Source organism: Xaviernesmea rhizosphaerae, from assembly GCF_001938945.1.
Lineage (GTDB): Bacteria > Pseudomonadota > Alphaproteobacteria > Rhizobiales > Rhizobiaceae > Xaviernesmea > Xaviernesmea rhizosphaerae.
Genome location: NZ_MKIO01000041.1, coordinates 26,085 through 49,354, shown reverse-complemented (window position 1 = coordinate 49,354; position 23,270 = coordinate 26,085). Strand labels below are relative to the sequence as shown.

General features: G+C 65.0%; 20 protein-coding genes. 10 read left to right on the top strand and 10 right to left on the bottom strand.

The genetic code is table 11. The annotated features are described in order from the left end of the window. The first annotated feature begins 179 nt into the window (after positions 1–179). Positions 180–914: an SDR family NAD(P)-dependent oxidoreductase gene (locus tag BJF92_RS21280; protein WP_075636758.1), complete on the top strand. Its 735-nt coding sequence runs from the start codon at positions 180–182 to the stop codon at positions 912–914. A 9-nt stretch (positions 915–923) separates the two neighbouring features. Here BJF92_RS21280 and BJF92_RS21275 read toward each other — a convergent pair whose 3' ends face one another. Both BJF92_RS21275 and BJF92_RS21270 read right to left on the bottom strand, forming a co-directional pair. Beyond that, on the bottom strand, positions 924–2,894 hold the full coding sequence (locus tag BJF92_RS21275; RefSeq protein ID WP_425356485.1) for a CHASE2 domain-containing protein: 1,971 nt from the start codon (positions 2,892–2,894) through the stop codon (positions 924–926). Further along, a complete protein-coding gene (locus tag BJF92_RS21270; RefSeq protein ID WP_075637008.1) occupies positions 2,891–6,613 on the bottom strand; it encodes a FecR domain-containing protein in 3,723 nt (1,240 codons plus the stop codon). Before BJF92_RS21270 ends, BJF92_RS21275 begins: the two co-directional genes overlap by 4 nt. A gap of 107 nt (positions 6,614–6,720) precedes the next feature. Here BJF92_RS21270 and BJF92_RS21265 point away from each other — a divergent pair, with 107 nt between their 5' ends. Continuing rightward, positions 6,721–7,284, top strand: a complete 564-nt coding sequence (locus tag BJF92_RS21265) for a Pycsar system effector family protein (protein ID WP_245294852.1) — start codon at positions 6,721–6,723, stop codon at positions 7,282–7,284. 24 nt (positions 7,285–7,308) lie between these two features. On the opposite strand, the gene BJF92_RS21260 is transcribed toward BJF92_RS21265, so the two are convergent. Next, a complete protein-coding gene (locus BJF92_RS21260) occupies positions 7,309–7,611 on the bottom strand; it encodes a DUF930 domain-containing protein (protein WP_078058331.1) in 303 nt (100 codons plus the stop codon). A 638-nt stretch (positions 7,612–8,249) separates the two neighbouring features. Between BJF92_RS21260 and BJF92_RS21255 the strand changes: the two genes are divergently transcribed. Beyond that, positions 8,250–9,107, top strand: coding sequence for a capsular polysaccharide synthesis protein (locus BJF92_RS21255; protein WP_078058330.1), 858 nt, complete (start codon positions 8,250–8,252; stop codon positions 9,105–9,107). 126 nt (positions 9,108–9,233) lie between these two features. Here the strand turns inward: BJF92_RS21255 and BJF92_RS21250 are convergent, their stop codons facing one another. Next, on the bottom strand, positions 9,234–9,734 hold the full coding sequence (locus BJF92_RS21250) for a hypothetical protein (RefSeq protein WP_075636756.1): 501 nt from the start codon (positions 9,732–9,734) through the stop codon (positions 9,234–9,236). Positions 9,735–10,002: 268 nt separating this feature from the next. Next, positions 10,003–11,205 (bottom strand): MFS transporter, encoded by a 1,203-nt coding sequence (locus BJF92_RS21245; protein ID WP_075636755.1) that lies wholly within the window; start codon positions 11,203–11,205, stop codon positions 10,003–10,005. A 355-nt stretch (positions 11,206–11,560) separates the two neighbouring features. Between BJF92_RS21245 and BJF92_RS21240 the strand changes: the two genes are divergently transcribed. Beyond that, the gene (locus BJF92_RS21240; RefSeq protein ID WP_075637004.1) at positions 11,561–12,370 is read left to right on the top strand and encodes an AraC family transcriptional regulator; all 810 of its coding nucleotides are present in this window, start codon (positions 11,561–11,563) and stop codon (positions 12,368–12,370) included. A gap of 97 nt (positions 12,371–12,467) precedes the next feature. Here the strand turns inward: BJF92_RS21240 and BJF92_RS21235 are convergent, their stop codons facing one another. From BJF92_RS21235 to BJF92_RS25835, 3 genes are all read right to left on the bottom strand, one after another. Next, a complete protein-coding gene (locus tag BJF92_RS21235) occupies positions 12,468–13,274 on the bottom strand; it encodes a transglutaminase-like domain-containing protein (RefSeq protein WP_075636754.1) in 807 nt (268 codons plus the stop codon). A 371-nt stretch (positions 13,275–13,645) separates the two neighbouring features. Beyond that, on the bottom strand, positions 13,646–13,939 hold the full coding sequence (locus tag BJF92_RS21230; protein WP_245294851.1) for a hypothetical protein: 294 nt from the start codon (positions 13,937–13,939) through the stop codon (positions 13,646–13,648). Positions 13,940–14,072: 133 nt separating this feature from the next. Beyond that, on the bottom strand, positions 14,073–14,213 hold the full coding sequence (locus tag BJF92_RS25835) for a hypothetical protein (RefSeq protein ID WP_176218652.1): 141 nt from the start codon (positions 14,211–14,213) through the stop codon (positions 14,073–14,075). 10 nt (positions 14,214–14,223) lie between these two features. Here BJF92_RS25835 and BJF92_RS25365 point away from each other — a divergent pair, with 10 nt between their 5' ends. Then, positions 14,224–14,526 (top strand): hypothetical protein, encoded by a 303-nt coding sequence (locus tag BJF92_RS25365; RefSeq protein ID WP_143524141.1) that lies wholly within the window; start codon positions 14,224–14,226, stop codon positions 14,524–14,526. Positions 14,527–14,653: 127 nt separating this feature from the next. After that, positions 14,654–14,866, top strand: coding sequence for a hypothetical protein (locus BJF92_RS25360; protein WP_139790562.1), 213 nt, complete (start codon positions 14,654–14,656; stop codon positions 14,864–14,866). 218 nt (positions 14,867–15,084) lie between these two features. On the opposite strand, the gene BJF92_RS21220 is transcribed toward BJF92_RS25360, so the two are convergent. Beyond that, positions 15,085–16,011 (bottom strand): alpha/beta hydrolase, encoded by a 927-nt coding sequence (locus BJF92_RS21220; RefSeq protein ID WP_075636752.1) that lies wholly within the window; start codon positions 16,009–16,011, stop codon positions 15,085–15,087. A gap of 481 nt (positions 16,012–16,492) precedes the next feature. On the opposite strand from BJF92_RS21220, the gene BJF92_RS26285 reads away from it, so the two are divergent. From BJF92_RS26285 to BJF92_RS21200, 4 genes are all read left to right on the top strand, one after another. Then, positions 16,493–18,838 carry a methyl-accepting chemotaxis protein gene (locus BJF92_RS26285; protein WP_075636751.1) on the top strand — a complete coding sequence of 782 codons (2,346 nt, stop codon included), beginning with the start codon at positions 16,493–16,495 and terminating at the stop codon, positions 18,836–18,838. A 354-nt stretch (positions 18,839–19,192) separates the two neighbouring features. Beyond that, positions 19,193–19,951, top strand: coding sequence for a LamB/YcsF family protein (locus BJF92_RS21210; RefSeq protein ID WP_075636750.1), 759 nt, complete (start codon positions 19,193–19,195; stop codon positions 19,949–19,951). 480 nt (positions 19,952–20,431) lie between these two features. Further along, entirely contained in the window at positions 20,432–21,118 is a 687-nt protein-coding gene (locus BJF92_RS21205) for a Ros/MucR family transcriptional regulator (RefSeq protein ID WP_075636749.1), read from the top strand. A 483-nt stretch (positions 21,119–21,601) separates the two neighbouring features. Then, positions 21,602–22,720: a metallophosphoesterase gene (locus tag BJF92_RS21200; RefSeq protein ID WP_075636748.1), complete on the top strand. Its 1,119-nt coding sequence runs from the start codon at positions 21,602–21,604 to the stop codon at positions 22,718–22,720. 32 nt (positions 22,721–22,752) lie between these two features. Here BJF92_RS21200 and BJF92_RS21195 read toward each other — a convergent pair whose 3' ends face one another. Beyond that, on the bottom strand, positions 22,753–23,187 hold the full coding sequence (locus BJF92_RS21195) for an OsmC family protein (RefSeq protein WP_075636747.1): 435 nt from the start codon (positions 23,185–23,187) through the stop codon (positions 22,753–22,755). Positions 23,188–23,270: the final 83 nt, after the last annotated feature.

Here is a 23,270-nt window from a genome sequence, read left to right as displayed (position 1 = left end):
TTGGCTTTTCCGGCGGATCGCGCTGAAACCGTTCGCGCTTTTCGGTCCGGCGCCCTATGTGATGTGGATGACGACATCGGACCAGACATTGGTCTGAGATTTTCGGATAGATCCGATGCGAAGCGAAGCCGAAGACCGATGTCCGGTCTCAGGCTTCGTGCGATGAGAGGGCTTCACCGATGACACAACGCTGCATGCTGCTGACAGGGGCCAGCCGCGGCATTGGCCATGCCACCGTCAAGCTGTTCCAGGAAAAGGGATGGCGGCTGTTCACCGTTTCGCGCCAGCCCGTGTCGGACGAATGCCCCTGGCCGATGGCGCGTGAAAGCCATATCCAGGCCGACCTTGCCGATCTCGCCGGTATCGACCGGCTGGTCGCCACGCTGCGCGAGCGGCTGCCCGGCGGCGCGCTGCATGCGCTGGTCAACAATGCCGGCATTTCGCCCAAGGGGCCCGGCGGCAGCCGGCTGGGCGTGGCCGTCTCCGATGCCGAAACCTGGACACGGGTGCTCAATGTCAATCTGGTGTCCACCGCGCTCCTCGCCCGCGCGCTGCTGCCGGAGCTGGAAACGGCGCAGGGCTCGATCGTCAACGTGACCTCGATCGCCGGGTCGCGGGTCCATCCTTTCGCCGGCGTTGCCTATGCCGCGTCCAAGGCGGGGCTGGCGGCGCTGACGCGAGAGCTCGCCCATGAATTCGGCCCGCGCGGCGTGCGTGCCAATGCCATCGCCCCCGGCGAGATCGCCACCTCGATCCTTTCGCCCGGAACCGACGATCTGGTGGAGGCCGAGGTGCCGCTGAAGCGGCTGGGCACGCCGGAGGAGGTGGCCGACATCATCCATTTTCTCTGCAGCGAGCGCTCGGCCTATATCAATGGCGCCGAGATCCACATCAATGGCGGGCAGCATGTGTGACGCGATTGATCAGGCCGTATAGGCCAGCCGCTCGCGCGTCAGCCTGTAATAGGCCTTAAGCTCCGGCATGGCCGCTTCCAGCGCTGCGAATTCCGCATCGTCGGCCGAAAGCGTGCCGGCATAGCGGCGCGCGATCAGCTGGGCATGGCGGGCCAGGGTCTCGGCCGAGGCATCAGGCGCGGCGGTGAAGATCGGCGAGCGGGTGTTGCGCCCTTTCACCGTAATACTGTCGAGCTCAACCAGCGGCACCTCTCCGCCTGCCTGGCGCGCGGTTTCGGGCCCAAGCAGCAGCGGCACGCCGTAATTCTTCGATTCCCCCTCCAGCCGCGAGGCGAGATTGACGGCGTCGCCCAGTACCGAATAGTCGAAGCGGCGCGACGATCCCATATTGCCGACGACGCAGTCTCCGGTGTTGATGCCGACCCCGATGCGCAAGGGGAAGTAAGGCCGCCCGGCGGCGCGGGCCTCCTCCTCCAACGCTGCGTTCAGCCCGTCCATGGAAGCGAGCATGGCGAGCGCGGCCTTGACCGCGCGGGAGGCATGATCCGGCACGTCGAGCGGGGCGTTCCAGAAGGCCATGACACAGTCGCCGATATATTTGTCGATCGTGCCGCCGCTTTCGAGCACGATGTCGGAGAGCGGGGTCAGAAGCCGGTTGATCAGCCGCGTCAGCTCTTCCGGATTGTCCTTCAGCGTCTCGGAAATGGTGGTGAAGCCGCGCACGTCGCAGAAGAGGATAGAGAGCGTGCGCCGCTGTCCGCCAAGCTGCAGCTGGCTCGGATCTTCGGCCACCTGCCGCACCACATCCGGCGAGAGATAGCTGGAAAAGGCGCGGGTGATATCCCGGCGCATGCGCTGTTCGGCGGCGTAATCGAAGGCCGATTGCGCCAGCACCACGAGGAGGAAGGCGACGACCGGCGCGCCCGGCGGCACGAAAAGGCTGGAGACATGCAGGATGGCGAAACTGCCCGCCACCATCAGGGCCGGCGCCAGCAGGGCCGCCGCCGCCGTGCGCCGCCCGGTGGAGCGCAGCACCGCAAGGCCGCCGAGAAGGGCGGCGAGGACGATCGAGCCGAGCTTCAAGACCCCATCGGCCGGGTGCACGCTGAGGCCATGGACCAGATTGTCATAGATCGTCGCCTGCACCTCGGCGCCTGCCGTCAGTCGGCCGGTCCAGGCGGTAAAGGCGGTGGCGAAGCTGTCGGCGCCGCCGGCCTGCAGCGTCGGCGTGTTCTGCAGCGACAGGCCGACGATCACGGTGCGGCCCTTGAACAGGTCAGGCGGCAGGAAGCTTGCCGGGTCGAGCGCCTGATAATAGGAGACGGTCGGATAGGTGCGCGCCGGGCCGAAGCTGCGGATCAGCCGCTCGCCCTCCGGCGCCGTGATGGCGTGCCCTGCCGCGCGGGCAAGCACGGCGGCGAAGCTGTCGGCCTGTTCCGGCAGGCGGCGCAATGCGCCATCGGCCTGGAGCTGGACCGAGGCAATGCCCGTCTGCGCGCCGGTCTGCAGGAAGGCCGGCAGCGGCTCGGTGCGCAGAAACTGCTCGGCCTGCGGGGTGACGATCACGCTTTCATCGCCCGCCAGCACCACATCCGGCCCCAGAACGCCGGCCAGCACGGCATCATTGACCGGATCGGCGGCGGGCTCGGAAAAGATGATGTCGAAGCCGATCGCGCGGGCGCCCGCCGCCCGCAGGGCTTCCAGGAGACGCGCATGCATCGCCCGCGGCCAGGGCCATTGCTTGCCGAGCTCCGACAGGGACGGCTCGTCGATCGCCACCACGATCGGCCCGTCCGCCGGCAGGGGCGGAGGCGCAAGCGTGGAGAGATAGTCGTAGGCGCGCAGGTCGAGCAGCGACCAGGGAACCGTGATGGCGCAGCTGGCGACAGCGCCGATGACGGCGATAATCAGCACGGCGAGCATGCGCAGACGGCGAATGCCGCGCCGCGCGCCGGCGCGGATAGGATTGTCCGTCATCAGAACCGCACCTTGAGCAGCGCCTTGACGCTGCGGCCCCAGCCCGGCACGCCGGTGGCGATGGCGAAATCCTCGTCCAGCAGATTATAGGCGGCAAGCGTCAGGTCGAGATGGCGGTCCGGCGTCTGATAGGTCAGGCCGGCATCGAGCGTCCAGTAGCCGTCGAGATCCGCACCGTCCCGGCCGCGGCGCGTGCCGGTGTAATTGCCGGCAAGCGTGGTGGAGAGCCCGATCGGATTGACGAAGGTCAGCGCCACCTGGCCGACCTCATCCGGCACATAAGGCAGGCTGCCGCCATGGGTGGCGCTGTCGGAATCGTCATCGCGCGAATGCAGCCGCCCATAGGTGCCCGACAGGCCGAAGCCATAGCCGATCACGTAATTGGCGGTGATCGCCGCCCTGTCGATCGAGCCCCTGGCGATATCGCCCGCCACCAGGCTCGTTCCAGGGCTGAGGAACGGATCGTCGATCGAAAGCTGGCGGGCCTCCTGATGCTGCACGTCCACGGCGGTGAAGAAGCGGTCGGTCCATTGCCCGTCCCAGCGAAAGGCCAGCGTGTCCTTGTAGCCCTCGATGGCCAGCGGCACGATGTTCGACTGCAGCCCGACCACGCCGAGCGGCGCCAGCGTCGAGGTGGTGGACAGAAAGCCCTCGCGCAGATAGCCGGCCCGCAGCCATTGCCCGTCCACCGGCTCCCAGGCGATGCCGAGCCGGGGCTCCAGCCGCTGCACGTCGATGGGCCCGCCCTGGTAAACGCGGCCGAACAGCCCGGCCTCGAGCTTGAGATGCGGTGTCGCCTCATAGAGCGCATCGACATAGGCCTTGGCGGCTGTGACGCGGAAGGAAACCTCGCTCAGGGTATCGATGATCGGCTCGAACACCGGCTGGTCGTTGGCATCGACCGAGACCAGCAGGCTTTGATAATGCGTGCTGGCATCGATGTCGAAGAAGCCGCCTTCGACGCCGGTACGCAGCGTCAGATCGCCCATGCCATAGAGATGGCCGAGCGCGGCCATGTAGCTCTTGCTGGCATTGCTGCTGGTGTTCTGGTCGATCGTGCCGAGCAGATCGGTGATGGCATAGCTTGTGCTGAGGCTGTCTGACGAGCTCTGGTCGTAAAACAGGGCGGCGTTCAGCACATTGGTATCGCCGAAACTGTGGCTCCAGCCGAGCGCCGCCTTCAGCTCCTCCGCCTCGGTCTTGTTCTCATTCTGCGTCAGGATGGCGATGGCGGCGGGCGTTGCTGCCGTGAGATCGATGGGAACATCCGGAAGGAAGCTGCCGCCGCCATTCAGCGTGCTCGACCGGCTGGTCTGCACCAGGGCGATGATGCGGTCGTTCTCGGTGGGCGAGGCGGTGATGAAGCCATTGGCGCTTCGCAGCGCGGAGGACAGGTCGAGCGCATTGAGGCCCGAGGGATCTTCGCGCGTCTCCCCCTGGTCCTCCCAGGTGATGCTGCCGGAAAGGCTGATGGGGAAGGGCAAGTTGGAATAGCCGTCGATCTCGGCCGACTTGATCCATTCCTGATGGCCCGAGCGGCTGAGGTTGAGGCCGGCGCCGAGCGTGCCCTCCAGAAAGGGGGCAGGCAGCAGCGTGTGCTGCAAGGCGCTGGAGGAGATCATCTGCGGGCTGAGCAGGAGGCCCTGCAGGAAGCCCGAATAGCCGCCGACATCCGTCACCTGATCCACGCCATTGCCGCCGGGAAGCAGCGCATTGGCGAAGGGATTGGCGCTGCCGCGCAGGCTCTGATCGAGATAGGCGGTGCCGGTGAAGGGATCGAAGGTGGCGTCGCCGTAATAATTGCCCCAGGCCGTCAGTCCCTGGAGCGTGAACGCCGTCTTCAGAACGCTGCCGGCCTCCTGCTGGGCCCCGAGTGCCGCAAACTCGCCGCCGCGCTGGCGCTCCAGCTTGAGATATTTCTGCGCCTGGCGGACCGCCGCATCGCTGTCGAAATCCTGCGCGGCGACGGCCGCGCGCACCGAGGCGATGGCCGGATCGTTCGGATCGATCCGCTCGGCATTGTCCATCGCCTGCTCATAGGCGACACGCTCGCCGCGGGCGTAATGGGCAAGCGCCAGCATCAGCTGGGCCTGGGCATAGGCGGGATTGGCGACCGAACCGGCCAGGAGGTCGTCCAGCGCCTTGTCGGTCTCGCCGGTCTGCAGATGGTAGCGCCCCCGCGCCACCAGCAGGATGTCGAAACCGGGATCGGCCGCCGTGGCGGCGTCGATCTCGGCCCTGGCGGCCGGAATGCGGCTGGCGTCCAGCAGGAGAATGGCGAGATTGGCATGTTCGAGCGCGCCGCCGGGATCGAGCGCCAGCGCCTGACGTAGCGTCTCCATCGCCGCCAGCGGCTCGCCCTTTGCCGATTGCAGCAGCGCCAGCGAGTTAAGAAGGTTCGTGTCGCCGGGATAGGCCGCAAGCGCACGCCGCAGGTCGGCCTCAGCACCCTTGAGATCGCCCTGGCGCGAAGCCTTGAGGTCCGCGCGCGCCTCCAGCGCGATCGGCTGGTCGGGATCGAGCGCCAGTGCCCTGCCCAGCGCCTCCTCTGCCTGGGCCTGGTCGTTCAAGACCAGAGCGATCTTGCCGCGCATGGCCGGCAGCAGTGCATCTTGCGGGTAGCGCGCCTCGCCCTGCTTGAGCACGTCAATGGCCGCGCGGATCGACTGGCGAAAGCCGGTGGTCAGGGCCGCCGCCGCCACGGCCTGCGCGCCTCCTGCGCCAGCCGGCGGCGCTTCCACCCGCGTTGGCTCGGCAAGCGCGCGGGCGAAATAGCCGGCATAGGCGGCGGCGCCGCGCCGCGCGGCATCCAGCCTGCCGCTGGCTCTGCCGATCTTCTCGGCGGCCTGGCGATAGCGGCCATAGGAGGCATCGATCAGCCCGGCGAGATAATCGGCGCGCGGGCGCAGCGCCGGCGAAAGCCCGCGCCTCTCGGCCTCGGCCAGTGCCGCTTCGGCCGCGCGATAGCCCTCGATGCTGAAACGCGTCTCCGCCAGCTCCAGCCAGTCCGCGGCCGAGCGCGCTTCCGGCGGCCGCTCCGTCAGCGCCCGGTGGCGGTCCAGCAGGGCGGGCCCGCTCAGCGGGGATGCCGGCAGCATGCCGAAACTGTCGCGCAGGCCCAGATAATAGAGCATCTGCTCGCGGTCGTCGGAATTGGTGATGATGATCTTGCGCGGCGCCTGGCCGATGGCCGCCACGGCGCCTTCGCCCCGCGTGACCGAGACGCTGCCGGCGCTGTTGGACAGTTCCACGGTGCCGTCGAGCACGTTGAGCGAGGTCCGCCCGCCGGCATCGACCGAAAGCGTCCAGTCCGTGCCGCGAATCGCGGCGGTGGCGGCCGGCGTTTCCACCTTGAGCCCGGCGCCGCCGCGCTCGGCTCGCGCCCAGAGCGAGCCGGACTGCAGGCTCAGCTCGGCATCCGCGCCGCCGCTCTTGACGTCGCGCACCAGAAGCGTGCTGTTGCGCCCCAGCCGCATCTGCGTGCGGTCGGCAAAGAGAATGGCGAGCTGACCCGTGGCATTGGTGCGCAGAACGTCACCATTGACGACATCCTGAGCGAGATCGACGATCTGCCAGCCATCCTTCTCGACGAAGCGGATCTCCTCGCCGGTCTTGCGCGCGATGACGGCGCCAGCGGGCGCGCCGGCGCGCGTCACCGGCTCCGCCAGCGCCGTGCCGCAGCTCAAAAGCAGCGCAAAGCCTACCGCCCACCAACCTGTCATCATCGTCCCCTCGAACAATCTCAGGGATGAAAGTACAACGGGAAAAAGTCAAGATGAGCCTGTTGCAGCCAAGTGTTTTACTTTACGACCGAAGACGTGATGTTGCCATGACCGAGGGGGTAAACGTGGTCGATGCACTGGACGCCGGCGAAACGATCCGGATCGCGGAAGACGACGAGCATCCTTTCGCCGATGCCCGCTACTTCGAGCATATCAAGAAGATCAACGAGGTCTTTTACGACCAGATCAAGATCTCCGACCAGAAGGCGGCCTATATCTTCACCTTCATGCTGGCCTTCCTGATCTCATCAAGCGAAGGGCGCGGCGTCTTCACGCTCGGCCACTACCGAGAAGCCGCTCTCTTGACCGTTTTTGCTTCGGGCGCGCTGGCGGTTGCCTCGGTCTTCTCGATCATCTGCGCCATCTTCGTGATCCTGCCGCGCCGCAGCGCCAAGACCACGACGATGTTCTGGGGCGCCTGGGAGCAGAAGCGGGCCGTCTTCACGCAAGCCGCGCTCAAGGGTGATCTCGGCTATCTCTTCCGCGAATATCTCGACAATGCCGACGTCCTGGCCGGCATCGCAAGGGACAAGTACCGTTTCGTCACGCTCGCCTTTCGCGGGCTGGTCGTCACGGTCCTGAGCTATGTCATTCTGCTGATGGTCGGCTAGGCGGTTTGTCCGCGGGCCTTGATATTAGTCATAGAGATAGAGCGCGGGCCATTGCGCGCGGGGGATTTCCGAGCCGATCCGGTAGTTGAGCTGGTGGGCGTCGAGATGGCGCGGCCCGGTCTGGCAGCGGTAGGAGAGGCGATACCAGCGGCCGTTGCTGCGCAGCACGGCGCCGGGCGCCGTCAGCAGGTCATCCTGGATCACCGGATCGTGGAAGGTATAGGCGATCACCTTGTCGACATTGAAGGTCGACCGCTCGCGGTTGATCTGGTCCATTACCTCCGTGTCGCAGGTCTGTTCGAGCCGCGTCTGCGGATCAAGCTTCATCAGCTGGTCGTTCAGCCGCTCATTGCTGAGCGCGTGAGCGGTCTGCGGGAGAAGCACGAGGAGAAGGGCGGTCAGCGGATGAGGCCGGAAAAGGGGCACCAGCCGCTTGCGAAATCCGATGCGAAAACAAGTGCCTGCATGATCAGGCCGATGTCGGGCTTTTGTCCGGTGGCCTGAGGCGGCGGGAATGGCAGTCAAGGGCGGGCTCCAGAAAATTTCGAGGCTTTCGTGAGGGGTTCGCGTGCCGCCTTATCGTCGCGGGTGGAAGGGCCTGTCAACTCAGACGTTCTGCCCCTGCAGCCTTTGTTCGCGCATCGGCCCGAAAAGGGAGCATGGATTTTCGAAAAACTCTATGCAAAAACAAAAATATAGAGAATCAATCCGCCTCTAATTTTCAGCCCGATGCGCGATCGCAAAGGCCGGCTGTGCCGCCGCTTCTTGCCCCGTTCCGGCCGATAACGGCCGGCCGCCTTTTTCCGCAAAACCGGTGCCCGCATTTGTCGGACATGCTCGGGTGCAAGAGAGCGGCCAGGGCTTGCGCCCCAATTCCTGCGCGGCGGAAATTGCTCTATGACAGCGCTCTCATCGCCGGGTGGCGCGCCTTGCTGCCGGCGGTCGGCCGATGCCTGGGGAAGCTCATGTTCGTTTTCGACGTCTTTCTGATCTGGAAAAAGGTCAGCCATTCCCTCCGGCGCTCGCTCGTGGGCAAGCGCAGGCTGCACGTGGCCAATTACAGCTTCGGTGTGGAGGCGCTGCCCCGGCGCCTGCCGCGCATCATCTGGATCTATTGGGACAAGCCGCTCGAGGAGGCGCCTGATGTCGTCCAGGCTGCCGTCTCCTCCTGGCGGCGAAAAAATCCGCAATGGGATGTGCGGGTTCTCACCGATGCGGATCTTGTCCGCTATGTCACCCTGCCGCAAAGCGGCCGTGGCCCGCGCCGGATCCAGTGGAAGGCGGACATGATCCGTGTGGCCCTGCTGGCCGCGCATGGCGGCGTCTGGGTGGACGCCACCGCCTTCTGCGTGCGTCCGCTGGAGGACTGGCTGCCGCCGCTGATGCAGAGCGGCTTCTTCGCCTTCGAGGATCCCTATCCCGGCCGCTGCATGCAGAACTGGTTTCTGGCCGCCGCGCCCGGCAATCCTCTCGTCACGCGCTGGCTGGCGCAGATGGCCCGCTACTGGCGCAAGGACGGCAAGCTGCTGCATTATTTCTGGGTGATGCACATGTTCGAATTCGTCGTGCGCACGGATCGCACGGCTGCCGAGATCTGGGCGCGCACGCCGAAACTGTCGCCCAAGGGCCCCTCGCTCCTGAAACGGCTGATCACCCAGAAGGATCTGGCCGAGCCGATCCCCGATGCGGTGGATCTTCATGCGATACCGGTGCTGAAGATCAGCTCTAGCACGCGCTCCGACGATCCCGAATTCAACGCCGCCATTGCCGAGCGCCGCGATATCGACCTCGCCGTCATGGTCGCGCGGCTTCTGGCACGCTGAGGCCGCCGGCGGTTTCGGATATCGGCCTGAAAATAGTCTGCAGTCCGATGCTCGGAAGAGCGGCCGATGCTGGCGAGAGGCTCCGGTGTCAGGCCGGACGGGCGCTCTCCTGCGCCATGTCCGGCCTCACATCCACTCGAAGGCTTTGGCAGTCACATGCGGCCGGCGAATGACCAGCGCCCCATCGTCCGCGCCTTCGCCATAGGCCAGCGCATCGGCATCGTCGTTGAAGCCGATGAAGACCATGCGCATGGCGCGGGCCTTCGGCTGGCCCTTCCTGCGATAGGTGATGCTGACGGCGCAATGCGGATAGCGCTTATCCAGCGGTTTTCCTGCCTCTCCCTCGCCGGTCAGCGCCAGGAACTGTCCGAGCGCGAGGAAGCGGTCGATCGCGGCGAAGGCGGCGACCTGTGGGATCGTCTGCTGGGCCTCGGCGCCCGCCGGCCGGCCATAGAACAGGCTGTCCGTCAGCCCCTTGCGCCGCGTGGTCTCATAGACCACCAGGGCGTCCGCCGCCGCCAGCTCGAAGCGCAGCGCGCAAGTCTGGACCGTCTCGGGCGCGCGGTCGATCTCGGTGAACAGCCGGCGCAGATCGGCGATGGTATCGGCATAGAAGGCGGGGGACATGCTGGCTCTTTCGGATAGGACAGGCTGTGGATTGGCCCTGGTCCTAAAGCAAAATCCGGTCCGAGTGAAACGAGGATCGATCAGATGATGCTTCACATAAAAAGGCTTGGAGCACCGCACTGATTCCATCGGGTCGACCAGTGCTCCAAGGCATTTCTTCGCAGAACGGGATGGCCTGACGGCAGTCTCCCTGCTTTCCAATCCTCCTTGTCCACCCTGGTTCCCGTCCGGCCGGCCAATCCTGACCGGGCGGACTTTCCGCCGGACCCTATCGGCGCTTATGGCTGGGCAGGCGCGGCAGGAGGATCGTCAGCAGGCCGAGCAGCGGCATATAGGAGCAGACGCTGTAGACGAATTCGATCCCCTGCCGGTCGGCGAAGACGCCGAGCACGGCGGCGCCGATGCCGCCGAAACCGAAGGCGAAGCCGAAGAACAGTCCGGCGATCAGCCCGACACGGCCAGGCACCAGCTCCTGTGCGAAGACGACGATCGCCGAAAAGGCGGAGGAGAAGATGAAGCCGATGACCACGACCAGAACCGAGGTCCAGAACAGGTTGGCATAGGGAAGCATCAGGGCGAAGGGAATGACGCCGAGGATCGAGAACCAGATGACGGCGCGCGAACCGAAGCGATCGCCGATCGGGCCGCCGAAGAACACGCCGGCGGCCGAGGCGCCGAGGAACAGGAACAGCATCAGCTGCGCCTGCTGCACGTCCACGCCGAACTTGTGGATGGCGTAGAAGGTGAAATAGCTGGAGAGGCTGGCGAGATAGGCATTCTTCGTGGCGGTGAGCACGATCAGGATCAGCAGCGTCCAGCGCACCTGCGCGGCCGGCAGCGGCAGCGCGCGGCTGGGCGCAGGGCGGCCGGCGGCGCTGCGGCGGTGGCGGGCATACCAGGTGCTGACGCCTGAAAGCACGCAGAAGCCCAGAAGCGCGATCAGCGAGAACCAGCTCAACACTCCCTGGCCATAGGGAATGACGATGAAGGCGGCGAGCAGCGGGCCGATTGCCGTGCCGGTATTGCCGCCGACCTGGAAGAAGGACTGCGCCAGGCCATGACGCCCGCCGGAGGCGAGCCGCGCCACCCGCGAGGCTTCCGGGTGGAAGATGGCCGAGCCGATGCCGATCAGGCAGGCGCCGAGCACGAGCACCGAAAAATGCCCGGCAAAGGCCAAAATGATCAGCCCCGCACAGGTGGACAGCATTGCCGCCGGCAGCGAGAAGGGCATGGGCCAGCGATCCGTGACGATGCCGACGGCGGGCTGCAAGAGCGAGGCCGTGACCTGAAAGGCGAAGGTGAGCAGCCCGATATGCAGGAAGTCGAGCGCGTAGTTTTCCTTCAGCAGCGGATAGAGCGAGGTCAGCAGCGACTGCATGATGTCGTTGAGCATGTGGCAGAAGCTGGCGGCGAAGATGATCGAGAAGGTCGTCCGCTCGATCTGGTGTCCTGTGGCGGTGATGCTGGCCATCCCTCGTTTCCCTCTAAAATTCCGTCCGGTCCCGGCTTTTTCACCCTGGCGGCAAGACGGCGGCAGATACAGCAATAACAGGCCCGCCCGGCGAGCCTGCGGCCGCCCGGCCTGCGCGCGCCGATGCCTGCCCTCAAGGGGCAGACGCCAGGAAGGCCGGCGCGGCCGGGACAATGTGGCAGGAAAACGCCGCCCATCGCTCTTGGCGATGACGGATGTTTGATCCTCCGTTCCTCCCAGCTCTGCCGTTTCTTCCAGCCCTCTCGGCGCTGCTTGGCGTGCGTGCCGCCCTGATAGCCCACTTGTGGCAGGCCCGCTTTTGTGTTGTGGTCGAATTCTTTCGCGAGTGGGCCAAATGCGCATTCTTCATGTCACAGCCGAAGATCAGGTCCGCAACCTTCACCTGCATGAGCAGGGGCTTCGCTGGATCGAGCAGGCAAACGAGCCGATCCTCGCGCTCGAGCGGATCTATCCCGCAGGCTTCAAGGTGCCGCGCCATGCGCATAAGCGCGCACAGCTGTGGTTTGCGCGGCGCGGCGTGGTGCTGGTCAGCACGGATGATCGCCGCTGGATGCTGCCGGGCGATCACGCGCTGTTCATTCCCGGCGGCGTCGCGCATCAGGTCGAGGTGGTGACCGATGTGGAGATGCATTCGATCTATGTGGCCGACACGGCCGAGCGCGCCCGCGTGCTCGAGGTCACTCCGCTTGGCCGCAACCTGATCGCGGAGCTGGTGAAGGGGGATTGGCAACCCGAGCGCCGCCGGCGGCTGGAGCTGGTGAGCGAGCTTCTGCTGGACGAGCTCAGGCAATTTGCCGAGCGTCCGCTGGGCCTGCCTTTTCCCACGGATGCACGGCTGGCCCGGCTATGCCGGCAGTTTCTGGATGCGCCCAGCGCCAATGCCGGAATCGACGACTGGGCGCGCGCGCTCGGCATCGGCCGGCGGACCTTTACCCGGCTGTTTCGCGCGGAGACCGGCGTCAGCTTCGTTACCTGGCGCCAGCAGGCCTGCCTGTTTGCCGCGCTGCCGCGCCTGGCGGCGGGCGAGCCGGTGACGACCGTGGCGCTGGATGCGGGCTATGAGAATATTGCCGCCTTCTCCACCATGTTTCGCCGCGTCCTCGGCCGCTCGCCGCGCAGCTATCTCGACATGCCGGAGGCCTGAGGCGCGCGTGGCAAGCGATCGATTTTCCGCCCGGAGATCCTCCGTTCGCCGCTCCGACACGAAAGGGACGGGGGGCGTCGTGCGGGACCTGCCGCGCTCAGCTGAACTCTTCGGTCAGCACCACGAAGCGGGTGAGCAGAGCCGGTCCGAAGGCCGTGGTCAGCGCGACATCGGTGGCATCACGGCCCGTCGCCATCAGGATGCGGCCGATGCGCGGATGGTTGTGCCGGGCATCTGCCGTATACCAGCGGCCGCTGAGATAGACCTGAAACCAGGCGCTGAAATCCATCGGGTTCGGATCTGCGGGCACGCCGATATCGCCGAGATAGCCGGTGCAATAGCGGGCGGGAATGTTCATGCAGCGGCAGAGCGTGATGGCCAGATGCGCATAATCGCGGCAGACGCCGACCCTCTCGGTAAAGCCGCCGAAGGCCGTGCGCGTCGAATCAGCCTTCATATAGTCGAAGGCGATCTGGTGATGGGTGAAATCGAGGATCGCCTTGACGCGCGGCCAACCGGAGGGGACATGCGAAAACGTCTTCCAGGCAAAATCGGCAAGCCGATCGCTGTCGCAATAGCGACTGCCGAGCAGGAAGACCAGGACATCATCGGGCAGATTCTGAATGTTGTGCTGGACGGCATCTTCCGGCCATGGATCGGGCAGTCCGCTATCATAGATTTCAAATTCGGTGGACAGGGTGGTCAGCCCGGGCGGCAGCACCACGCGGCTGCACGCATTGCCGAACACATCCGTATAGCCCCAGGCCTCGATCGGCCGGCTGAATGTCAGCGTCTGGTCGCTCAGCAGATCGCCCCGCCGCGACGGGTGGATGTTCAAGGTGAGCAACATCGGCGTGTCATGCTGACACTCGTAATCCAGCTGGAAGCCTGCGCGAATCTTCATTGATATCCAGTTCTTGAAAAAGCTTCGGACAGAAAACCGGCAAGCGCTTGCCGCAAAATCCGGTTCAGAAACGAAAATTCAGAACGTCGGACTGGTGGCGATGGCCAGTCCTATGCTCCGGAAACGTCGGCCGTTTTTCATGCGGTCCGCAGCGATCGTTCTGCGGGCGCAATGCAATTATCCTGACTTCGCCTCTGCCGAAATACGCGCGCGAAGCGGTTCCTGTAGCGGGCAAACGCACACTATCGCGCGCTTTGCGGTGATGCAGAACGCAATGCTCCGGCGGCGGCTTTTGGTTGAAATACGCCGGCTCATTGTTCACGCGTTGCATTTCATCTCAGCACGCCCAGCCTGTCAACGGGCTTGCCCTGTCAAAACGGCTGGCGCAGGCGCGGGATCTGGCCGGCGTCATAAAGGCTGCGGATCTGCGCTCCGTTGAAGCGCTGTTCCTCGACTTCAAGACATGAGCCCCGCAATTGCGAGGCGGGCATCTCTTCGATCGCAAAGCGCAGCGCTTCCGTGACGGTGGAAAATCGTCGATAACGGATGCCGCTGCTGCCCTTGAGCTTTCTGCCGATATAGAGGCCCGCGGGTCCCGTATGATCGACGTCCGCTGTATCCAGGGACCTCTTCTCTCGTTGCTTGCCGCCTTCACGCATCGTCATTTGCCCACCCCTTGTTGTCATCGCGCAACCGCGCGGTCATCGGGCTGGAAATCCTTCGCAACCCGATGTTCTCTCTGTTCGCTCTGGCATCAGATTTGTCTGAAGACCGGTTCCGGCTTGTCAGTCTGATGCTTTATTTCTTTTTCGATCCGCCCGCCGCGGGCGCTCCGGAAAGCTTCACCTGCGCGCCCAGTGCTGGCGGCGGCGAAGCCGCGCTCTTTTCTTTCTTCGGCTTGCGCGCCTCGCGGTTTCCCTTGATCTGACCCTTTGCCATGGATGTCTCCTTGCTGGTGCTGCTCGGTCTGTTGTTGATTGCTAAAGCGCGCCGCGATTTTTCATCTTCGCGTCGCGCGCTTTTAGGGGCTTGTCCTGCCGCATGGCGTGATCATGAGACCGGCGGCCACTTCTGGCGACATGCTCTAAAGAGGGCGCAGGGTGAGAAAAGCAGGCCGAAGCGCGCCTGCCAGAAACCGCACGATCGGGCGGGCGAGGCGGGGCCTATCGTCCCCGGCGGCACGCGACCGAAGGCTGCAGACAGCACGGTGCTCCAGATTGAAATCCGGGAATGCGGAGAAACGGAAGACTGACAGATCCCCCTCCGCGCTTCGCGATGGGATGCCGGCGCCGGTTCGGCGATTGACATTGTCTTTGTAGGTCGATGCGCTCGATCGGACCAGATTGCGCGACAGTCGGGCAGAATAGACATCGGAAGACATGATGTCCTCCTTTCGTTGGGCCAGGGCGGTGAAGCCTGAAGCAGCTGCGCCCTGGCGGTGGCCGCTGATTTCCTGCGAAGGCGTCGGCTATGGCGCCTCAGAAAATATTGAAGGCATCAGAGAGTTTTTGAAAAACTATCGAATTTATCTGCGCAGAATTATTTCGTGCCCGGAATTGGGCATGTCGTCTCTTCACGATATCGCACAGTAAAAAATCACAGAACATTCCAGGCCCCGGAAATTCCGGCTATATCAAGCATGTCCTGCAGGTAAACAATCTCCAACGTTCAACATAAGCCTTTTCGATCACTTTGCAAGGCTGGCTTCAGGGGCGACGCGATCTGGTGCAGGACTTTTCATGGGCGTCCTATGCCCTGTTTTTCTCCGGCGTCCCGTCACCGCCTGGTCCGCAGCGCGCTCCGAAAGAGATCAGCCCCGGCTGAAGCCCTGTCTTGCCAGCCAGTCAGCCAGCATCTCCGGCCATTGGGTGGTCGGGGTTCCCGGCCGGCCCATGGCGAACCCATGGCCGCCGGCGGAAAACAGATGCCGCTCAACGGGCACGCCGGCTTTGCGGCAGGCATCAGCCATGATCGCGCTGTGGGCGGGATCGGCGATCGGGTCGTCTGCCGCCTGGGCCAGGAAGGTCGCGGGACAGGTGGCGCGGACATGGGTCTCGACCGACCATTCCCGGCTTTGGCGCGCGGAAGGATGGCGGCCGATCAGGCTGCGGCGCGCCGAGGTGTCGTCATAGGGCGGCTCCATCGTGATGATGGGATAGGCCAGTGCGAGCACGGCCGGGCGGGCCGGCAGCGCATCGGCCGGGTCCGCCTGCGGATAAAGCGGCGCTGCGGCGCGGGTTGCGAGCATGCCCATCAGATGGCCGCCGGCGGAAAAACCGAGCGCGCCCAGGCGGTCGGGATCGATGTCCTGGCTCGGCGCCATCGCCCGGATCAGCCGCAGCGCGCGCTGTGCGTCCTGAAGCGGGGCCACCGGCGGCTCGGACCAGCCTTCGCGCGGCAGGCGGTAGGTCAGGATGAAGGCGGTGATACCCTGCGCGACCAGCCAGCGCGCCGCCGGCATGGCTTCCTTGGCATTTTCGATGCGCTTATAGCCGCCGCCGGCCGCAATCAGCATGGCCGCGCCATTGGCTTTTCCCGGGCGCAACGCTGTGATGAAGGGCCGGGCGACATTGGTGATCGCGCCGCGGGCGCTGATCTCGGGCGCACCGCTCGGGCCGCCCGCCCCGGGCGGCGTCGATGGCCAGAGAGGATAGGCGGTCTCGGCCGCCCAGGCGCGGCCGACCAGAGCCGGGGCGGCCAGAAGGCCCGTCAGCAGAAAGGCGCGACGATCGAGCATGAAACCTCCGATCTTACCTGGGGCAGCGACTGTGTTTTCACACAGAGAATGCCGCGCGAAGGCGGGAGCCGGTTTTGCGATCGCAAGTCCCACTGCACACGGACTTAAAGCATATGAAGCGGTTCTTAAAGATGGCGACACGCTCTTACCTCGTTGCCAACGGGCTTCCAGCCCCATCTCCTTCATGGCGACCCACGCTTGCAACCCATGGGCTCACCCCCTTTTCATCGCCGACTGATCCCTGATTGCCGGGCTCAGTGGCGCCTCTCTTCGCTAGGTCTCTCCCGACCAAAGGCAAGGGCAGCGGAAGCATTCTGCACTAATTTTGATCAAATTGGCCGATATTGTTCTCTTTATGACTAAAAAATATTCATATTCATAAAGCTTCAATGCTTCTCTCCTACAAGTCCTGTCGAAAATAATGGTTTCGGTCTGATGGTTGCCTGGCGGCAAGCGGGGGACATACCGGAGTAGTGATCGCATGCTCAGCAATCTCAAGATCGGCAGCCGCATCCTCATGGTCGCGGCGATCCCGACGGTCCTGCTTCTGGGTGTCGTGATCGACAAGAATGTCGGTCTTCTGCAATCGGCGCAGGAGGCGGAGCAGGTGGCTGAGATCGCCGCCTTCGCCCCGGTCATCGGCACGATGGTTCATGAGATCCAGAAGGAGCGCGGCGCATCCTCCGGCTTCATCGGCGCCAAGGGTCAGGGAGACTTCGGGCCGCTTCTTGAGAAGCAGCGCCTGGTCGTCGATGCTGCGATCGCCCGCTACACGGCACTGGACCTGACGGGGGATGCGCAGGCCGGTGACGCCAGGCTGAAGGATCTCGCCCGCGCGGTGCAGGGCCGGCTCCAGTCGCTTGCCGCGATGCGTCAGGACGTCTCCTCCCTCAAGATCGGCGTGCCGGAGGCGGCGACATACTTCAACGAGACGATCGCCAGCGCGATCGCCACCATCGATGTCATGGGCGAGATCGCCACCCATAGCCAGATCTCGAACCGGACGCTGGCCTTCTCCGCACTGCTTCAGGGCAAGGAACGCGCGGGCCAGGAGCGTTCGGTGGGCACGGCCGCCTTTGCCGCCGGACAGTTCGCGCCCGAAGCCTACCAGAAGTTCGTTCGCCTGGGCGCGATGCAATCCGTTCACTTCGCGACCTTCCGACATAATGCAGCGCCTGACGCCATCATGGCGCTGGATGCGGCTTTGAAGGGCGAGGCTGGCAAGAAGATCGACGCCCTGCGCGAGATCGCCGTGAAGCAGCCCTTCGGCGGCTCGCTGGCGGATGTAACAGGTGAGGAGTTTTACAAGGCCGCGACCGACCGCATCAATGCGCTCAAAGGTGTCGAGGACATCGCCGGCGCGGAGCTTGCGCAATTCGCCACGAACACGGCTGCCGGCGAACGCCGGTTCCTCTATGTCACGCTCGGGATCTCGCTGGGGATCTTCATGCTTCTGATCGTTCTGGTGGGCAGGGTGATCGGCTCCATCACCCGCCCTGTCGGCCGCATCGTTGGCGCCATGCGGGCGCTGGCCTCCGGCCGGTCGGACGTCACCCTCGATGTCCAGGCCGATCGCAGCGAGATCGGCGATATGGTTCGCAGTGTCGCGGTATTCAAAGGCAATGCCGAGGAGCGCCAGCGCCTGGAGGCGGAAGCCGCGGCCAACCGCTCGCTGTCCGAGCGTGAGCGCAGCGAGCGCGATGCGCGCCAGGCCGCTGACGCCGCCGAGGTGCAGTTTGCCGTCGATCAGCTTGCGGAAGGTCTCGGCGCGCTGGCCGATGGCCGGCTTGGCCACCGGATCGATCCGGCCTTTGCCGCCCGGCTTGACCGTATCCGTGTCGATTTCAACGCTGCGATCGAGCGGCTCGATGCGGCCATGACCGAAGTCGGTGGCAATGCCCGGGCGATTGCGGCCGGCTCCAACGAGATCCGCTCCGCCGCCGACGACCTCGCCAAGCGCACCGAACATCAGGCCGCCTCGGTCGAGCAGACCGCCGCCGCGCTCGAGGAGATCACCACAACCGTTGCCGATACCACCCGGCGCGCGGAAGAGGCGGGACGCCTGGTGGAGGCCACGCGCGACAGCGCCGAAAAGTCTGGACTCGTCGTCCACAGCGCCATTCATGCCATGCAGGCCATCGAATCCTCGTCCGGCGAAATCTCCAGCATTGTCGGCGTCATCGACGAAATCGCCTTCCAGACCAACCTTCTGGCCCTGAATGCGGGCGTGGAAGCCGCGCGCGCCGGCGAGGCCGGCAAGGGCTTCGCCGTGGTGGCGCAGGAGGTGCGCGAGCTTGCCCAGCGCTCGGCCAGCGCTGCCAAGGATATCAAGGCGCTGATCGCCAAATCGGGCGGCCATGTGAAGAATGGCGTCGATCTCGTCGGCGAAACCGGCCGGGCGCTCAGCCACATCGTCGATCAGGTCAAGCAGGTCAGTGTCAATGTGCTCTCGATCGTCGAGGCCTCGCGCGAGCAGGCGACCGGCGTGAAGGAAATCAACCTGGCCGTTTCGCAGATGGATCAGAACACCCAGCAGAATGCCGCCATGGTGGAGCAGTCCACCGCCGCCAGCCATTCGCTGGCGCGCGAGGCGGAATCGCTCTTCAGCCTCGTCGGCCGCTTCGAGACCAGCGCCCGGGCGCCCGCGCCCGCCCCGGAGCGCACGACGCGCCCCGCATCCGTTTCCCCCGCGCCTGTTTCCCCGGTGTCTCGTTCCCACGCACCGGCCGCGCCCGCCGCCTCGCCGGCCCGCCGTCTGGTTGGAAAGCTACAGGCGTCCTTCGCCGGCAATGCGGCGGTGAAGGCCGACAGCTGGGAGGAATTCTGACAGTCTGTCCAATCATCGCCGTTGGCCGCCTGCAAATGGCAATTTCTGCGCTTCCGGTGCTCACGGACCTTACGTACGCTGCGCTCCGGTTCTCGAAATCACCATTTTCGTCAGGCCAACAGCAAGTCTTGAACAGACTGTGAGACTTGCAGCGGTCCGCTCGCGGACGCCGCATCGCCATCCGATCGATCGCGGCGCTGGACCCGAGCGAAAAGCGGCGCCCGCTCTGACTGAAAACGGGGCCGGCGATGCTTTCCGCTCGACAGCTGTGGCCGACCCCGCCAGCATAGGCGCGGACATGAGCAGGCACAGGGGCAAAGACCTTGCGCCGTCGGGCAAGGAAGGCAAGCGCGGATGATGGCGATCGATCTCAACAGCGACCTCGGCGAAAGCTACGGCGCCTGGACCATGGGCGACGATAGCGCCATGCTTTCGATCGTTTCCAGCGCCAATATTGCCTGCGGCTTTCATGCCGGCGATCCCCAGGGGATCCTCCGCACGGTGCAGGCGGCGGTGCAAAAGGGCGTGGCGATTGGCGCCCATGTCTCCTATCCCGACCGGGTCGGCTTCGGACGGCGCGACATGGAGGTGGGTCATGCGGCGCTGGTGGCCGATGTCATCTATCAGATCGGTGCGCTCAAGGGTCTGGCGACGGCCGCCGGTGGAACGGTCAGTTATGTCAAGCCGCACGGCGCGCTCTACAACCGCATCGCCGCCGATGCCGTCCAGGCGCGTGCGGTGGTCGAGGCGATCCTGGCCGTCGATCCGACGCTGACGCTGATGGGACTTGCCCAGGCGCCGATCCTCGCGCAGGCGCGCGCGGCAGGGCTTGCCACCGTCGCCGAAGCCTTTGCCGACCGGGCCTATCTGCCGACAGGCCATCTCGTTTCGCGCCGCGAGCCCGGCGCCGTGCTCGAGGATGCCGATCTTATCGCCGCGCGCATGGTTCAGCTCGTGCGCGAGGGCACGCTGACGGCCATCGACGGCAGCACCATCCAATTGGACGCCCAGTCGATCTGCGTCCATGGCGACAATCCCGAGGCCGTCGCCATTGCCCGCACGATCCGGATGCGGTTCGAAGCCGAGGGGCTCGCTATCCGCTCTTTCATCTGACCCGTGCATCTTATCCAGTCGATCTGAGTTAGGAAATCTGCGGCGGGGCATCGCTACCCGCCAATGCCGTATCTCGCGCAGAACTTGTCTCTGGACAGAAATACTTTTCCTGGAATTCGATGGGCCGATCGCCAGTATTTCTTGCGCCGCCTTGCAGCACGACAAGTTCCGCGTGCGTCTGACTGGCTGCGGAATTGCGAAGAATTTTAGCGTATCGGTCAAGCGCGCCGCGGTCTTTCTGCCTCGTTTCCCGCGATGTCCGCCTTTATTTCGCCTGCGATGTTGATCGAAAAAAGCCGATGATCCCTTTTGCCCGCTCTGTCCGATCAACCAGAGGGTGCGACGCTCTTCGAAAGTAAAATCTCGGCATGAGTATCAAATGACCGAAATGAAAATACTTCCGAGCATTGACTTGACTTTGGACGATCCCAGATGCTTCGGTAAAAAACTTGACAGGTGACGAGCAGAGAAGGAATCGACATGGCCGCCCTTGAGCAACCTGATTATGCGAACCTGACGGTGCAACTGCTCAGTGTCTATCTGACCGGCAACACCGTGTCGCCGCAGGAACTGCCGGCGCTCGTGCGCGCCACACGCGCCGCGCTCTCGGCCGATCCGTCCGAGCCGACGCCCACCCCGGCCGCCGCGCCTGTGGAAGAGCCGGCGGCCGCGCCCGCACCGCCCGAGCCGCCGGTTTATCGTCCGGCCGTCTCGGTTGAGGAAAGCCTGGCATCGCGCGATGTCATCATCAGCCTCATAGACGGCAAGCCCTACCGGGCGATGAAGCAGCATTTGGCCCGCAATGGCCTGACCCCGGCCGATTATCGCGCGCGCTACGGCTTGCCGGCCGATTATCCCGTCGTCGCTCCCGCCTATTCCGAACTGCGCCGCGAGACCGCCAAGCGCATGGGCCTCGGCCGTCGCGGCGCCGGCAGCGATGCGGCGCAGGCCGCATCCGTCGAAGGCGACACCGTCACGGACGCGCCCGAGGCCGAGACGAAGCCGGCCCCCAAGGCCCGCAAGACCGCTGCGCAAGGCAAGACATCCGGCAAGGCCGCCAAGCCGGCCAAGAGCGGCCGGGGCCCCGGCCGCCCGGCCAAGGCCGCAGCCGAACCGGCGGAGGCGCCTATTCCGGAAGCGCATGATCAGGAAGCCACCGCCGAGTAAGACGGCGCGCCCATTCTGCGCCCGTCCTTCTGACCGCGCGCAAATCCTTGGCGACCGCAGCCTGATGCGGTCGCGTCGATCTCAAGGGTTTCAGGCCACCATCGCCTGCTTACCCTCCCACCCTGCCGGTGCATGATGCTGTGCATGGTCCTGCGCTGCGCCATTCTTCCGCCGTCGCCGCCAGAAAAAATCGCACTGAAAATCATCCGCAGTTCGACGCTTCGCGTATGTGTTTTCGCATTGGCGCGAGGATCATTTTTCGCTCCGATGCGCCGGCAACGGCATGTTCATGCAGCCTTTGGCGGAGGCTGCACTTTGTCAAACACACCCGGCGTCCCTACATTGCGCCCCGCATCCCGCTGGCCCGGTGCGATCGCCACCGAGAGCCCGGGCCTGTTTTCGCCGCATTGTCCAAGGCCGCAGCAGCTCCGCTCGGGCCGGACATTGCTTCAGATCCGTTCCGCAAGGCCGCAGGCAGTCTCCATGTTTCATCTGATGTTCGGTCTTCCCTGGCTCGTCGTCGCCACCCGCTTCCTCTGGCCCTTGCCCTGGCCGCTTGCGATCAAGGTGCTGATCGCGCTCCTCCTGCTGGTCGCCTCGCAATATCACTATATCAGCCGCCTCTCCTCCGGCTCGGTCTTCGCGCCGGAGTTGCCGCGCCCGCTGATCATCGCCTTCAATCTCGCCATGGCCGCGACGATCCTGCTGGCGGTCTTTCAGATCGCGCTGGATTTGACGGCGCTTGTGCTGGCCCTGTTCAAGGGCCGGCTGCCGCTGGTGCCGCCGCAGGTGCGCTATGGTCTCGGCATGCTGGCCGTCGTGCTTTCGGCCTATGGCGTCCAGCAGGCGCTGCGGGTGCCGCCGCTCAAGGATGTCGAGGTGGCGATCCTCGGCCTGCCCGCCGCCTTTGACGGCTACCGTCTGGTGCAACTGACCGACCTGCATATCAGCAACCTGTTCCCGGCCACATGGGCGCGTGCGGTGGTGGAGCGCACCAATGCGCTCGATGCCGACCTGATCGTCATGACCGGAGACCTGATCGATGGCGACGTGGCGCATCGCGCCCGCGATGTCGCGCCGATCGCCGATCTTAAGGCGCGCGACGGGGTCTATGCCATTCCCGGCAATCACGAATATTTCTTCGATTACGCCGCCTGGATGCGTCAGTACGAGGCGCTGAAGCTTACCCCGCTCCTCAACCGCCATATCGTCCTCAGACCCGGTGAGGCGGCCCTCGTCATCGCCGGCGTGACCGACCGCTCCGCCGGCCGCTTCGGCGCGACACCGCCGGATCTTGGCGCCGCCCTTGCCGGTGCGCCGGCCGGCGCACCGGTGATCCTGCTCGACCATCAGCCGATGGATGCCGCGCGCTCCGCCAAAAAGGGCATAGCGCTGCAGCTCTCGGGCCATACCCATGGCGGCATGGTCTGGGGGCTCGACCGCATCGTCGCCCGTGCCAATAACGGGTTCGTCTCCGGCTTCTATCGGGTGGGCGCCATGCAGCTCTACGTTAACAACGGCACGGCGCTGTGGCCGGGTTTCGCCCTGCGGCTCGGCCCGGCCTCGGAGCTGACGCGCATCACGCTGCGGCCTGCGCGCTGACCGGTAAACCGGTCCATGCAGCGGTAGTCCCCTCAGCACTCCCGGATCGTGAGGCCGAAGCTGGGCGTGCCCTTCAAGGTGTTGCTGACGGTGCAGAGGCTCTCCTCCGCCCTGTGGGCGATGGCCTGTTTTGTTTGCGCATCGAGATCGCCCGTCAGATGCATGTCGATCTCAAAATGGGTGACGCGGGCGGGGTCATCAGGTGCCTTGACGCCGCGCACGTCGACGGTGATTTCGGACAGGCGATCGCGCAGTCCGAGCTCGACGGCCGCGCTGCGCGCGCTCATGGCGAGGCAGGCCGAGAGCGACGCGTAGAGAAGATCCAGCGGATTGAACCCGGCTTCCTCGACGCCGGTCTTGATGTCGAGCCTGCCACCGGTGGCGGAGACGATGGTCGGAAAGCCGGTGCGACCAAGCGTGGCGCTGGCGCCGGTCGGCCGATGGAAGCGGCGATCTGTCTGGCTCATGAAGTCTCCTTCCCTGGCAATCGCGAATCCCTCTTCAGATCCTCCATCCTGCGATGGTCTGCCCTGAAATCCCGTGTCTTGAG